11 protein-coding genes are annotated in these 13,955 nt (G+C 73.1%); 8 read left to right on the top strand and 3 right to left on the bottom strand.

All coding sequences use genetic code 11. From position 1 onward, the window contains the following. Positions 1 to 176: 176 nt before the first annotated feature. On the bottom strand, positions 177 to 839 hold the full coding sequence (locus AC24HA_RS16420) for a nucleotidyltransferase domain-containing protein (RefSeq protein WP_425707566.1): 663 nt from the start codon (positions 837 to 839) through the stop codon (positions 177 to 179). Between the two features lie 210 nt (positions 840 to 1,049). Between AC24HA_RS16420 and dnaK the strand changes: the two genes are divergently transcribed. The 6 genes from dnaK to AC24HA_RS16390 all read left to right on the top strand — a co-directional run bounded on the left by dnaK (position 1,050) and on the right by AC24HA_RS16390 (position 6,717). Continuing rightward, positions 1,050 to 2,933, top strand: coding sequence for a molecular chaperone DnaK (dnaK, locus tag AC24HA_RS16415; RefSeq protein WP_425707567.1), 1,884 nt, complete (start codon positions 1,050 to 1,052; stop codon positions 2,931 to 2,933). Beyond that, entirely contained in the window at positions 2,930 to 3,691 is a 762-nt protein-coding gene (locus AC24HA_RS16410) for a nucleotide exchange factor GrpE (RefSeq protein ID WP_425707568.1), read from the top strand. Before dnaK ends, AC24HA_RS16410 begins: the two co-directional genes overlap by 4 nt. 130 nt (positions 3,692 to 3,821) lie before the next feature. Continuing rightward, on the top strand, positions 3,822 to 4,808 hold the full coding sequence (locus AC24HA_RS16405) for a DnaJ C-terminal domain-containing protein (RefSeq protein ID WP_425707569.1): 987 nt from the start codon (positions 3,822 to 3,824) through the stop codon (positions 4,806 to 4,808). After that, positions 4,805 to 5,281, top strand: coding sequence for a heat shock protein transcriptional repressor HspR (locus AC24HA_RS16400; protein ID WP_425707570.1), 477 nt, complete (start codon positions 4,805 to 4,807; stop codon positions 5,279 to 5,281). The genes AC24HA_RS16405 and AC24HA_RS16400 overlap by 4 nt, the downstream gene beginning before the upstream one ends. Positions 5,282 to 5,439: 158 nt before the next feature. After that, on the top strand, positions 5,440 to 5,955 hold the full coding sequence (locus AC24HA_RS16395) for a DinB family protein (protein ID WP_425707571.1): 516 nt from the start codon (positions 5,440 to 5,442) through the stop codon (positions 5,953 to 5,955). 141 nt (positions 5,956 to 6,096) lie between these two features. After that, entirely contained in the window at positions 6,097 to 6,717 is a 621-nt protein-coding gene (locus AC24HA_RS16390) for a hypothetical protein (RefSeq protein ID WP_425707572.1), read from the top strand. 57 nt (positions 6,718 to 6,774) lie between these two features. On the opposite strand, the gene AC24HA_RS16385 is transcribed toward AC24HA_RS16390, so the two are convergent. After that, positions 6,775 to 8,901 carry a prolyl oligopeptidase family serine peptidase gene (locus AC24HA_RS16385; RefSeq protein ID WP_425707573.1) on the bottom strand — a complete coding sequence of 709 codons (2,127 nt, stop codon included), beginning with the start codon at positions 8,899 to 8,901 and terminating at the stop codon, positions 6,775 to 6,777. A gap of 163 nt (positions 8,902 to 9,064) precedes the next feature. Then, a complete protein-coding gene (locus tag AC24HA_RS16380; RefSeq protein ID WP_425707574.1) occupies positions 9,065 to 9,262 on the bottom strand; it encodes an antitoxin in 198 nt (65 codons plus the stop codon). 182 nt (positions 9,263 to 9,444) lie between these two features. Here AC24HA_RS16380 and AC24HA_RS16375 point away from each other — a divergent pair, with 182 nt between their 5' ends. Together AC24HA_RS16375 and AC24HA_RS16370 are read left to right on the top strand one after the other, a co-directional pair. Continuing rightward, positions 9,445 to 10,917 carry an amidase gene (locus AC24HA_RS16375; protein WP_425707575.1) on the top strand — a complete coding sequence of 491 codons (1,473 nt, stop codon included), beginning with the start codon at positions 9,445 to 9,447 and terminating at the stop codon, positions 10,915 to 10,917. Positions 10,918 to 11,083: 166 nt separating this feature from the next. Continuing rightward, on the top strand, positions 11,084 to 13,894 hold the full coding sequence (locus AC24HA_RS16370; protein ID WP_425707576.1) for an ATP-binding cassette domain-containing protein: 2,811 nt from the start codon (positions 11,084 to 11,086) through the stop codon (positions 13,892 to 13,894). Positions 13,895 to 13,955 lie beyond the last annotated feature (61 nt).

Here is a 13,955-nt window from a genome sequence, read left to right as displayed (position 1 = left end):
TGCCTCCCTGGTCGTCGTAGTGGCTGGGCCGGCCCGCCACCGTGGTCGTCGTGGTGCGGCCGGACCGGCCCGCCGCCGTTCGTGCACGTCGTCGACGACGGAGGGGCACCGCTCGGCGCCGTTCGTCGTCGTCGGGGAGATTGTCGCCCGTCCCGGCGCGGCGGAGGCGCGGATGCTCAGAGGGTGTCGAGCCAGGCGTGGTCGGCGTCCAGGCGCGCGACGACGTCGCGCAGCCACCGGCGCGCCCGGGCGTCGAGCAGCGGAAGCGCGGCCCGGGCGTCCTGCCGGTCCTTCTCCCGAGCCTGGGCGGCCTTGAACATGAGGGTCACCTCGGGCCGTGCGTAGCGCAGCCCGTCGGGCGCGACCCACGTGACGTCGTCGAGGTCCTCGGTGTGGGAGGCGAGGCGCTTGTTGGTCCAGCGGCCGCCGGTCTCCGGGGTGAACGGCACGTCGAGGATCCACGGCGAGCGCGCGTCACGTCGCACCCACAGCTGGCTGTCGGGCCGCAGCTCGCCGAAGCGCCCGTCGAAGGGGCGCAGCCACCCCTCGTCGACGTTCCACGGCGTCCACCGGTCGCCGAGGAAGCGGCGGAAGGCCCCGGCGTCGCTCGACAGGATCGAGACGTCCAAGTCCTCGTGCGGGCGCGCGACGCCGGTAACGACCTCGATGCTCCAACCGCCCACGATCCACCACGGCCGGTCGAAGCCCCGCATGAAGGCGCCGACGGTGGTGGGGTCGAGCGGGTCCCAGCCGCCGTACCAGCGCGAGAACTGCTCGGGCGGCAGCGGGCGGGCGAAGCGCGGTTGCGCCGCGGGAGGACGTGGACGGCGTGGTGGCACAGGGCGAGAGGCTACGGGCCGGGCCTTCTGCGCGCCCGGGAATACCCACCCCACCTCCAAGGTTGAGCCAGGCAGACTCAGCTTCACGCCCGGTCGGCTGGACAACGGAACCGGCGCGGGTGCAGAGTTGAGTGCATACGACTCAAGACCAGTCGGAAGCCGCGGCCAACCAGGTCACGCAGCCGGCGCAACCACTAGGGAGCACCACACATGGCACGAGCAGTCGGGATCGACCTCGGCACCACGAACTCCGTCGTCTCCGTCCTCGAGGGCGGCGAGCCGACGGTCATCGCGAACGCGGAGGGCCAGCGCACCACGCCGTCCGTCGTCGCGTTCAGCAAGTCCGGCGAGGTCCTCGTCGGCGAGATCGCCAAGCGTCAGGCCGTCACCAACGTCGACCGCACGATCTCCTCCGTCAAGCGCCACATGGGCACCGACTGGTCGGTGGACATCGAGGACAAGTCCTACACCGCGCCCGAGATCTCCGCGCGCATCCTGGGCAAGCTGAAGAAGGACGCCGAGTCCTACCTCGGCGAGCCCGTCACCGACGCCGTCGTCACCGTGCCCGCGTACTTCAACGACGCCGAGCGGCAGGCCACGAAGGACGCCGGCCAGATCGCCGGCCTCAACGTCCTGCGCATCGTCAACGAGCCCACCGCGGCGGCGCTCGCCTACGGCCTGGAGAAGGGCAAGGAGGACGAGCTCATCCTCGTGTTCGACCTGGGTGGCGGCACGTTCGACGTCTCCCTGCTCGAGGTCGGCAAGGACGAGGACGAGTTCTCCACGATCCAGGTCCGCGCGACCTCCGGGGACAACCGCCTCGGCGGCGACGACTGGGACCAGCGGGTCGTCAGCTGGCTCGTCGACACGGTCAAGGGCCGCGGCGGTCCCGACCTGTCCAAGGACAAGATCGCGCTCCAGCGGCTCAAGGACGCGGCCGAGCAGGCCAAGAAGGAGCTCTCCTCGGCGACGTCGACGAACATCTCCCTGCAGTACCTGTCGATGACGCCCGAGGGCCCGATCCACCTCGACGAGCAGCTCACGCGCGCGAAGTTCGAGGACATGACCAAGGACCTCCTCGACCGCACCAAGGCGCCGTTCGAGAACGTCATCCGCGACGCCGGCATCCAGCTCTCCGAGATCGACCACGTCGTCCTCGTCGGCGGCTCGACCCGCATGCCGGCCGTCACCGAGGCCGTCAAGGGCCTGACCGGCGGCCGCGAGCCCAACAAGGGCGTCAACCCGGACGAGGTCGTCGCCGTCGGCGCCGCCCTGCAGGCCGGCGTCATCAAGGGCGACCGCAAGGACGTCCTGCTCATCGACGTCACCCCGCTCTCCCTGGGCATCGAGACCAAGGGCGGCGTGATGACGAAGCTCATCGAGCGCAACACGGCCATCCCGACCAAGCGCTCCGAGGTCTTCTCCACGGCCGAGGACAACCAGCCGTCGGTGCTCATCCAGGTCTTCCAGGGCGAGCGCGAGTTCGCGAGGGACAACAAGCCGCTCGGCACGTTCGAGCTCACCGGCATCGCACCGGCGCCGCGCGGCATGCCGCAGGTCGAGGTCGCCTTCGACATCGACGCCAACGGCATCGTCCACGTGTCCGCCACGGACAAGGGCACCGGCACCGAGCAGTCGATGACGATCACCGGCGGCTCGGCGCTGCCCAAGGACGAGATCGACCGCATGGTCAAGGAGGCCGAGGCGCACGCCGCCGAGGACGCCAAGCGTCGTGAGGAGGCGGACGCCCGCAACACGGCCGAGCAGCAGGTGTACTCGGTGGAGAAGCAGCTCACCGACAACGCCGACAAGCTGCCCGAGGACGTCCGGGGCGAGATCCAGGAGTCCGTCGACGCCCTGAAGAAGGCGCTCGAGGGCGAGGACGTCGAGGCCATCAAGACGGCGCAGGACGACCTCAACACCAAGGCGATGAAGATCGGCGAGGCGCTCTACGCCGCGCAGGCCGACGAGAACGTCGGCGCGCAGGAGCAGCCGGACTTCGGTGACGCCGGGGGCGAGCAGGCCTCGGACGCCGGCGCCGACGAGGACGTCGTCGACGCCGAGATCGTCGACGACGAGGAGGACCGCAAGTGACCGAGCAGCCCGACCGACCGAGGGAGGAGCCGGTGGTCAACGACCGCCGTCGCCTCGACCCCGAGACCGGACGGGTGCGCCCGCCGGCGGGCGGCCCGGCCGCGGGCGGACCGCAGGGTCAGGCGGTTCCCGACGACGCCGCGGCGGCGCCCGGTGCCGGTGCGCCCGGCGCGGGCGGCCCCGCGGGTGAGGGTGCGGCCGCGGGCGGTGGCCCAGCCGGTGGGGCGTCCGACGTGCCGGCCGGTGCGCCTGCTGGTGCGCCGTCCGGCGGGCCGGAGGGTGACCAGGTCGCGGCGGAGGAGGACCCTCTCGCCGTCGCGCAGGCGGAGGTGCTGGACCTGCAGGACCAGCTGGCGCGGCGCAAGGCCGACGTCTACAACGTCGAGCAGGAGTACGCGGCGTTCGTGCGTCGCTCCCGCACGGAGGCCGCCGGTCACCGGCAGGCCGGCGTCGAGTCGGTCGTGGAGTCGCTGTTCGGCGTCCTCGACGACATCGCGCTGGCCCGCAGCCACGACGACCTGAGCGGCCCGTTCGCCTCGATCGCCGACAAGCTCGAGCAGACGCTCCAGCAGAGGTTCTCCCTCGAGCGCTTCGGCGCCGTGGGCGAGGAGTTCGACCCGAACGTGCACGAGGCGCTCATGAGCTCCGAGAGCGCGGAGGTCGAGGTCCCCACGATCGACCAGGTCCTCCAGCCGGGCTACCGGATCGGCGACAAGGTCGTCCGGGCCGCCCGCGTGGCGGTGCACTCTCCCGCGTGAGCCGGGTGACGATGCCCGTGGGCGCCGCCGGGCGGCGCCCACGGGCACGCAGCACATGCAGGACGCCGGGCGTGCGGCGCACGCCCGGCCCGCGAGATCGACAAGACGCAGCCGAGGGAGGTGGTGAGTGATGGCGGGACAGGACTGGCTGGAGAAGGACTTCTACCAGGTGCTCGGCGTGAGCAAGGACGCCGACGCGGACACGATCAAGAAGGCGTACCGCAAGCTCGCCCGGACGCACCACCCCGACCAGAACCCAGGTGACGCCAAGGCCGAGGAGACCTTCAAGAAGGTCGGCGAGGCCTACGCGGTGCTCTCGGACCCCAAGGAGCGCAGCGAGTACGACGCGCTGCGGGCCATGGCCGGGGGCCGGCCGCGCTTCTCGGGCGGACCGGCCGGCGGCGCCGGCGCGTCGGGCTTCGAGGACGTCTTCTCCTCCGGCTTCGGAGCCGGGGGCCGCGGGCAGGGCTACGCCTCGGCGCAGGACGCGCCCGGGTTCGACGACATCCTCAGCTCGATGTTCGGCTCGGCCGCGCCGTCGGGCTTCGGGTCGAGGCGCCGCGCCCAGCGCGGCCAGGACGTGCTCGCCACGACCACGCTGCCGTTCCGGCAGGCCGTCGACGGCTCGACCGTGGAGCTCACCGTCGACGGCCGCGCGGTGACCACCCGCATCCCGCCCGGCGTGCGCGACGGTCAGAAGATCAAGATCCCCGGCAAGGGACGCCCCGGCAGCGGCGGTGCACCGGCAGGCGACCTCATCATCACCGTCGAGGTCACACCCCATCCGGTCTTCACCCTCGACGGCGCGAACCTGCGCCTCACCGTGCCGGTGACGTTCGACGAGGCCGCGCTCGGGGCGACCGTGGAGATCCCCACGCTCGACGGCGAGAGCGTGCGCCTCAAGGTGCCGGCCGGTACGCCGTCGGGCAGGACCCTGCGCGTGCGCAAGCACGGCGTGAAGCGTGCCAAGGGCGTTCCCGGCGACCTCCTGGTGACCGTCAACGTCGTCGTGCCCTCGCGGCTCAGCGCGGCGGCACGAAAGGCCGTCGAGGACTTCGCCGCCGCCAACGGCGACGTGAGCCCGCGGGACCAGCTCTTCGAGCAGGCGAGACGATGAGCCCGGGCCGGGCGGGGCGCGGTCGCGCCCGGGGCCGGGTGCGCGCCGAGGACCAGATCGGTCCCGACACCGCGGTGCTCACGATCTCGGTCGCCGCCGAGCTCGCCGGCATGCACCCGCAGACGCTCCGGCAGTACGACCGGCTGGGCCTGGTGGCCCCGCACCGCACCGCCGGACGCGGGCGCCGCTACTCGCTGCGCGACGTCTCCCGGCTGCGCGAGGTGCAGCGCCTGTCCCAGGAGAAGGGCGTGAACCTCGCCGGGATCGAGCAGGTGCTCAGGCTGCGCGACGAGCTCGACCGGGTGACGGCCGAGCTCGAGGCGTTGCGCGCGCGGGTCGAGCCGGGCAGCAGGGTGTTCACCGCGAGCTCGACCGGCGTCGTCGTGGCAGGACCGCGCGGCCGCCGGGTGCGGGGCGAGCGCCGGGAGACCGGCGCGCTCGTCCTGTGGCAGGGCCACCGCCGCACGCGCTGACGCCGCGAGGTGCCGCGCCTCGCCCCTCGTCGGCGCGAGATCAGGGGAAGTCGGCGAGAGCAGGGTCTATATCCCGTGTCCTCGTCAGCTTCCCCTGACCTCGTCGGGGTGGGCGGCGTAGCGTGGCCGGTGACCGCGCCACGAGAGGGAGGATCGCCGTGATCGAGCCGGAGACCAAGGACTGGACCTGGGTCCTGCGGGAGCGCTGCGCGGAGTGCGGTACCGAGGCGTCGACCCTCGCGCCCGACGACGTCGCCCGCGAGCTGTCCGCCGCCGCGAGCCGCTGGGCCGACGTGCTGCGGCGCGACGGCGTCGCCGACCGGCCGGACGACTCCACGTGGTCGCCCCTGGAGTACGGCGCGCACTCGGCCGACGTGCTCGAGGTCATGTCCACCCGCCTCGCGCTCATCCGGTCCGGCGACGGTCCGACGTTCCCCGACTGGGACCAGGACCGCGCGGCGGTCGAGGGCGACTACGGGTCGCGCGAGCCCGCGGAGGTGGCGCGGACCTTCGCCGAGCGGGCGGAGGAGACCGGCATCGTCTTCGGCGCCGTCCCCGAGGCCGCCTGGGAGCGCCCCGGCTACCGCTCGGACGGCGCCGCGTTCACCGTGCGCACGCTCGCCCAGTACCTCCTGCACGACATCCGGCACCACCTGCACGACGTCGCAGGCTGACCGCGCGGGGCGGCCCGCCCCTTCGCCCGTGCCCGCCTCGCGCAGTGCTCGGGTGAGGTCCGGGGTCCCGATGGGGGCGCTCGACCCTTCTCCCGCGGACCCTCGGACTCGGCGGGCCGCAACGCTTGGCACACTGTGCGGGTGACAGCCACGCCCGACGAACCGTCGACGACCGACGAGCAGCCGGTGCCCGACGGCACCGACGACACCGCCGGTCCCCGACGCCGTCGCATCCGCCCACGCACCACCCGCGCGTCCGTGCTGTGGATGGTCGTCGGCGTGCTCGTCGGCTCCCTGGTCCCCGCGTTCGCCCTGGCCGCCGGGACGGGCGCGGCCACCGGCATTGTGCGCGAGGCGGTCGACTCGGCCGAGCCGCTGGGCGCCGGACGGCACGACCTCGCCGGCGAGAGCACCTACCTCATCGTCGGCGAGCGGGGGACCGAGGGGCAGTGCGTCGTCACGGGCCCCGACGGCTCCTCGCTCGACATCGAGCTCGAGGAGGTCTTCCAGGCCGGCGCCGGCAGTCACGAGGTCACGCTCGGCAGCTTCGCCGCCGGATCGGACGGTCAGTACGACGTGGACTGCGACGCCGGCGGGGCCGAGCTGGGGATCACCCGCTCGCCGTCGCTCGGCGGCTGGTCGGTGCTCGGCGGGCCGCTCCTGGTCGGGCTCCTGGGGCTCGGCGCCGGGTTCGCGATCGGGATCATCGGCCTGTTCGGCTGGATCCGCGCGCGCCGCGAGCGCTGGAACACCGGCCCCTGACGCACTCGCCGTCGAGAGTGCGGTGGGGTGGACGCACCGCACTCTCGACGGGCGGGGTCAGGCGTCGCCGAGCTGCTGCCAGAGGAACTCGTACGCGAGCGCGTTCAGGTGGGCGCGCTGCGCGTTCGTCGCGGCCCCGCCGTGGCCGCCCTCGATGTTCTCGTAGGAGCGCACGTCCTTGCCGGCCTCGAGCATCCGGGCGGCCATCTTCCGGGCGTGCCCGGGGTGGACCCGGTCGTCCCGCGTGGAGGTCGTCAGCAGGAGCGGCGGGTAGTCCTTCTCGTCGTCGAACAGGTGGTACGGCGAGAACGTCTTCATGAAGCTCCACTGCGCCGGGTCGTCCGGGTCGCCGTACTCCGCCACCCACGACGCCCCCGCGAGCAGGCGCGAGAACCGCCGCATGTCCAGCAGCGGGACCTGCGCGACGATCGCGCCGAACTTCTCCGGGTAGAGCGTGAGCATGACGCCCATGAGCAGCCCGCCGTTCGACCCGCCCTGGATGCCGAGGTGGGCGGGGTCGGTGACCTGACGGCCCACGAGGTCGTCCGCGACGGCGGCGAAGTCCTGGTAGGCCCGGTGCCGCCGGTGCGTGAGCGCGGTGCGGTGCCACCTCGGCCCGTACTCGCCGCCGCCGCGGATGTTGGCCACGACGTACACGCCGCCCCGCTCGAGCCACGCCCGACCCACGGTGCCGGAGTACAGGGGGAGCAGGGAGATCTCGAAGCCGCCGTAGCCGTACAGCAGCGTCGGCAGCGGCCTGCCGCCCTCGCGGCGCCACTCCGCGGTGCCGACCCCCTTCTTCCCGATCTGGAAGTACGGGACCTGCGTGCCGTCGTCGGACGTGGCGAAGAACTGCTCGACGACGAGGCCCTCGTCGTCGAAGAACTGCGGCATCATCTTCAGCGGCTCGACGGCCTTCGTCTGCCCGGCGCCCGTGAGGCGCACGAGGCCCAGCGAGCTCGGCTGGAGGAAGTCGTTCGTCGTCAGCCACACGTCGTCCGACTCGAGCTCGTCCACAGCGGACACCGCCAGCGCCGCCATCCGCGAGACCGCCAGCCGGGGAGACCCGGACGCCGACAGGGCGAGGGGACGTTCGCGCCACTCGCCGTCCGAGGTCGGCGGCGGGGTGCGCATCTCGAGGCGGTTCGTCACGTCCTCGAGGATGTTGAGCACGAGGTGGTGGCGCGTCCACGAGTAGCTCGCGAGCGCGGTGGTCGGGGTGGGGACGAACAGGGTCGTCACGGTGCCCTCGCCGGCGAGGAACTCCTCGAGGTCGACGCCGAGCAGCGTGCCGGCGCGGTACATCGTGCCGCGCAGCTTGCCGGTCTCGCGCAGCAGGATCGTCAGCCACTCGCGGTGCACGTCGACGGACGCGGTGGTGGGGACGTCGATGCGGACCTTCTCGCCGTCCTCCCGCTCGAGGTAGACCTCCTCGTCGAAGAAGCCCACCGCCCGGCTGAAGAACGTGCGCTCGAACCCGGGCGTGGCGTCGTAGGAGGCCCCGACGACGACGTCGGACTCCTCGCCCGCGTACACCTCCGGGGCGTCGGCGAGCGCTGTGCCACGCTCCCAGCGGCGCACCGTGCGCGGGTACCCGGACTCGGTCAGGGTCCCCTCGCCGAAGTCGCGGCCGACGAGCAGGACGTCGCCGCTCGCGTCGCCCCACCGGGCGAACCCCTTGGACTCCTCGAGCCGGAAGCCGTCCTCGACGAACTCGCGCGTGGTCAGGTCGAACTCGCGCACGACGTCGGCGTCGGACCCGCCGCGGGACAGCGCGACCAGCGCCACGTCCCACTCCGGGCGGCGCACGGTCGCCCCGTGCCAGACCCACTGCTCGCCCTCGGCCTCAGCGAGGGCGTCGACGTCGATGAGGACGTCCCACTCCGGCTCGCGCGTCCGGTAGGACTCCCACGTGGTCCGGCGCCACAGGCCGCGGGGGTGCTCCGCGTCGATCCAGAAGTTGTAGAGGTGCTCCCCGCGCTGCACGACGCCGGGGATCTTCTCCGTCGAGTCGAGCACCTCGAGGATCTGGGAGCGGATCTCCTCGAACCGCGGCGCCGAGGCGATCTCGTCGGTGACCTCGGCGTTGCGCTCCTCGACCCAGGCGAGGGCCTCCTCGCCCTCGACCTCCTCGAGCCACTCGTAGGGGTCGTCGTCGGACTGAGCAGGAGCCGTCGAAGTCATGCGCACATTCCACCACGTCGTCATGCAGGTCACACGGCCGCCGAGCGCGGTTCTTCGTCGTCGGCGTCGTCGAGGCGCGCCGGGCGCGCACAGCGACGGCCGGCCCCCAGACTGGGGGACCGGCCGTCGAGCGTCGGGGGCTAGCTCCCCGAGAGTGAGTGGATCAGGCCTGCGACGTGTCGCCGGCGCCCTCGTTGCCGATGCGGCCGTCGAGGTTGTCACGCACGCCGTCGATCTTGTCGCTGTGCTTCCCGCCGGAGACGTTGTCCGCGGCGTTGCCAGCAGCGTCGAGACCCTTGTCCGAGTACTCCTCACCCTTGTCGCTGGAGAGTGCGTCCTTGGCCTTGTCGAAGATTCCCAATGTGATCTCCTTCCGTCGGGTCAACCGCCCGGATGGCACGGCCGCGGTCCATCCTTGCGCATAACCCCGGTTGCGGGTCAAGGGAGAAGAACGACGCTGCACCGTCGGGCGCCCGCTCAGGCGCGCTCGGGCGTCCGCTCGGCCCCGCTCGGGCGTCCGACGAGGCCCCGTAGTCTCGGGCCATGGCCCAGATCCACGAGCTCCCCGCCCTCGACCTGGCTGCCGCGATCCGGTCCGGGCAGGTGTCGCCGACCGAGGTCGCCGACCACACGCTGCGTCGGATCGAGTCGCTCGACCAACATGTCGGCGCCTTCATCCACGTGGCCGCGGACCGGGCGCTGGACGACGCGCGGGCCGCCGAGGCCACGCTCGCCGAGGCGTCGTCCGGCCCCGGCGGTGCCCCCGACCACCGCGACCTGCCGCCGTTCCTCGGCGTGCCCGTGCCGATCAAGGACCTCAACCAGGTCGCCGGGCTGCCCATGCGCATGGGGTCCGCCGCGTTCGCGGACAACGTCGCGCAGCTCGACGACGGCATCGTGTCGCTGCTGGCCGACGCGGGGACGACGATGGTCGGCAAGACCACGACCCCCGAGTTCGGCATGCCCCCCTACACCGAGCCGGACGTCGGGCCGACCGCCCGCACGCCGTGGGACCTCGACCGGTCGGCCGGCGGGTCCTCCGGGGGTGCGGGTGCCGCCGTGGCGGCCGGCCTCGTCCCCGCCGCGCAGGGCTCCGACGGCGGTGGATCGATCCGCATCCCCGCCTCCGCCTGCGGTCTGGTCGGTCTCCTGCCCACCCGCGGCCGTGTCTCGCCGGGCCCGTACCAGACGGACGGTCCCGGACTGGGCCGCAACGGTGTCCTCACCCGCACCGTGCGCGACACCGCCGCTCTCCTCGACGTCCTCGCCGTCCCCCGAGCGGGCGACATCTACCGGGCACCCGAGCAGCTCGGCACGTTCCTCGCCGCCTGCGACACCCCGCCCGCACGGCTCCGGGTCGGGGTCCTGCGCGAGCCCATCTCGATCGGGACCGACGTCCACCCCGAGGCGCTCGCCGCCGTCGACCGTGCGGTCACCCTGCTCGAGGGAATGGGCCACGAGACGGTGGAGGTCGGCGTGCCGTTCGCCGTCGAGGACTGGGAGGCGTTCCAGCCCGTCTGGGCGACGGGCGCCGCTGCCGCACCGCTCGATCCGGCGCAGGAGGAGCTGCTCGTGCCGCTCACCCGTCTCCTCCGCGAGCGCGGGAAGGAGGTGACCGGCGTCGAGTACGCGAGCGCGATCACCTCGATGCACCTGCTCACCCGACGCACCGCGCAGGTATGGGCGGGAGTCGACGTGATCCTCAGCCCCACCCTGTCGGGGCCGCCCGCCCCGGTGGGCTCGATGCGCGACGACGCCGACCCGTGGCAGGACTTCCTCGACCAGCGCGCGTTCACCCCCTGGACGTCCACGTGGAACATCACCGGCGCGGCCGCCATCTCGCTGCCGCTCCACCGGGCACGGGTCGACGACGACGGGCCCGAGCTCCCCTTCGGCGTCCACCTCGGGGGGAAGGTCGGTTCGGAGGCACTCCTGCTCGGCCTCGCCGCCGCGCTCGAGGAGGCCGACCCGTGGCCGCACGTGGCGCCGGCGTGGGAGCGCGTCGACCCGCGGTGATCGCCGTCCCGGATGCGTGCCGCCCGGCGTGGTGGCGAACGCGACCCGGTCCGGGCACCTCTCACCCGTCGTCGGGGTCCGGCGCGCACTAGCATGCCGGGGGGCGCGCCCGGCAGGACGGCGCCCGGCGGTCGTACGACCCACGCTTTTCGAGAGGAACCACTGCATGCGGACGGGCATCGAGATCGCCTCCCCGATGGGGACCGCCACGCGGCCCCCGGGCGGACGCGCGCTGGTCGGCAGCGCCCCGCCGGCCGACCTCATCATCGGCCACCCCGCGGTGGCTCCCCAGAACCTCGAGATCGCCGAGACCCCGAACGGCTGGATGATGCGCGTCGTCGGGGGTGCGGCGTTCGTCGACGGACGGCAGCTCACCGCGCCGATCGCGATCGGGCAGGGCGTCGTCGTGCACCTCGGACACCCCGCCCAGGGGCCCGCGCTACGGATCCGGCCCGTCGGCGCCCCGACCGGTGCAGCCGGTCCGGGCGGTCAGGGTGCCGGTCCGTCCGCGGCGTCGGCCCACTCCGCCGGTCCGTCGGCGGCGTCGGCCCACTCTGCCGGTCCGTCCGCGGCGTCGGCCCACTCCGCCGGTCCGTCCGCGGCGTCGGCGCACTCCGCGGGGCCGTCGGCCGCGTCGGCGGCGAGCGCTGGCCCCGTCGGTGCATCGTCGGTCCCGACCCCCGCGAACCCTCGCTCCACCCCGGCCCCGGGAAGCCCGGGCGGTGCCCCCGCCGGTAGGCCGCCGGCCGGACCGGCGACCGGTGCGCCGACGTCGGGCCCGTCGCGTCCGGCCGCCCCCGCCCCGCAGAACGCGGAGCCGTTCAGCGGCGCGAGTGGCCCGGACGCCCCCGGCGCTCGCCGGCCCTCGACCCAGGAGCTCCACGTGGGTGCGCCCCTGGCTCCGGCCCCGTCCGGCAGCCCCGCCGGCGGTTCGCCCGCGTCGGCAGGGTCGGGCCGACCGCCGGGCACGCTGACGATCGGTCGCGCACGCAGCGCCGACATCACGCTCGACGACCCGCTCGTCTCGGGCCGGCACGTCGACCTCGTGCCCACCCAGGGCGGCTTCCGGGTGATCGACCGCGGCTCGCTCAACGGCACGTTCGTCAACGGCGCGCGCGTCACCCAGGGCATGCTGCAGATGGGCGGGATCCTCGGCGTCGGGGGCTCGTTCCTGCAGCTCGTGCCCGGCGGGCTCGTCCCGATCGACATCTCCGGCGGCGAGGGCAGCCTCGAGGCCGAGGACCTCACGGTGCGGGTGGACGCGTCGTCGGAGGAGAAGAAGCGGCTCAAGGACCAGGGCGCGCCGGACCCGTCGAAGAAGACCATCCTCGACGACGTCACGTTCTCCCTGCCCGGCCGTTCGCTGCTCGCCGTCATCGGCCCGTCGGGCGCCGGCAAGTCCACGCTGTTGCGATCGCTCGTGGGGCGGCCGACCGCCGACGAGGGCATCGTCCGGTTCTCCGGCCTCGACGTCTACGAGCACGAGGCCACCATGCGCAACCGCATGGGCGTGGTCCCGCAGGACGACGTCGTGCACCGCACCCTCACCGTCCGACGCGCCCTCGACTACGGCGCCGAGCTGCGGTTCGACGAGTCCGTGCAGCGGCGCGACCGGGAGCAGGCCGTCGATCGCGTGATGAGCCAACTGGGCCTCACCGAGCACTCCTCGACCCGCATCGACCGGCTCTCCGGCGGCCAGCGCAAGCGCGTGTCCGTCGCACTGGAGATGCTCACCCAGCCGGACCTGCTCTTCCTCGACGAGCCGACGTCGGGCCTGGACCCCTCGCTCGACGCCGAGGTCATGCACCTGCTCGCGGAGATCGCCCACGGCGACGACTCGCGCGGGGTGCGCGGCCGCACGGTCGTCGTCATCACGCACAACGAGGTCAACCTCGCCCAGTGCGACAAGATCCTCATCCTTGCCCCCGGGGGCAAGACGGCCTTCTACGGGGCGCCGCACGAGGTCAAGCCCTACTTCGCCAAGGCGATGCGCTACCTCGGCCGCGAGGTGAAGGACCCCGACGACCTGACCTACGCGCAGATCTACGCCTTCATCAAGGAGGACCCGACCCGGTCCAAGCAGATGTTCGAGGGGGCGTCGGCCCGGCCGCACGTGCGCCGCGTCAACGTGGCCCGCCCGCAGCAGCTCGAGCGCCGCAGCAAGCAGTCGATGGGCAAGCAGGTCTCCACGCTCGCACGGCGTCAGGTCAACCTCATGGCGGCGGACGGCAAGTACCTGTTCTTCCTGCTCGTCCTCCCGGTGCTGTTCGCGCTGCTCACCGTCGCCGTGGGAGGTGAGCTGGGCCTGCGGCAGCCCGACCCCGGCGAGGACATCACCGGCGAGTCGATGCAGATCCTCACCGTGCTCATGGTCGGGCTCGCCTTCGCCGGCCTCGCGGTCTCGGTCCGAGATCTCGTCGGCGAGCGGCACATCTACCGGCGGGAGTCCGCGGTCGGACTGCGACCGGACGCCTACCTCACCGCCAAGGTCGTCGTCCTCGGCGCGTTCGCCGTCTACCAGGGTGTCGTGGCCTCGGTGGTCACGCTCATGCTCCATGACCCGCCGACGAACTCGGCGCTCCTGCCGGCCGGGAGCGCGGAGATCGTCGTGGCCGCCGTGGTGCTGGCGTTCACCTGCATGGTCATGGGCCTCATGCTGTCCGCGATCGCGTCGAACTCCGAGCAGATCATGCCGCTGCTGGTCGTCGCCGTCATGCTCCAGCTCGTGCTCTCGGGCGGCGTCATCGACGTCGCCGGTCAGCCGGTGTTCGAGCAGCTCGCCTGGTTCATGCCGGCGCGCTGGGGGTTCAGCATGGCGATGTCGTCGGTCGGCATCACCGACTGGCACCCTTACCAGGACGACCCGCTGTGGTCCCAGGAGCCGGGCATCTGGTTCCTCGGGCTGGCCATGCTCATCGTCTGGGCCGTCGTCTACGCGCTGATCGCGCGGTGGCGGCTCGTCAAGCAGGCCGACTAGACGGAGCCGAGGCTTCGCCGGTCGTGTCGTCGCGGCGGCGCTGAGCGAGGCCGACGCTTCG

This window comes from Georgenia sp. Z1491 (genome assembly GCF_057652395.1).
The sequence above is the reverse complement of the archived record's forward strand: the minus strand, read 5'-3'. Positions and strand labels throughout refer to the sequence as shown.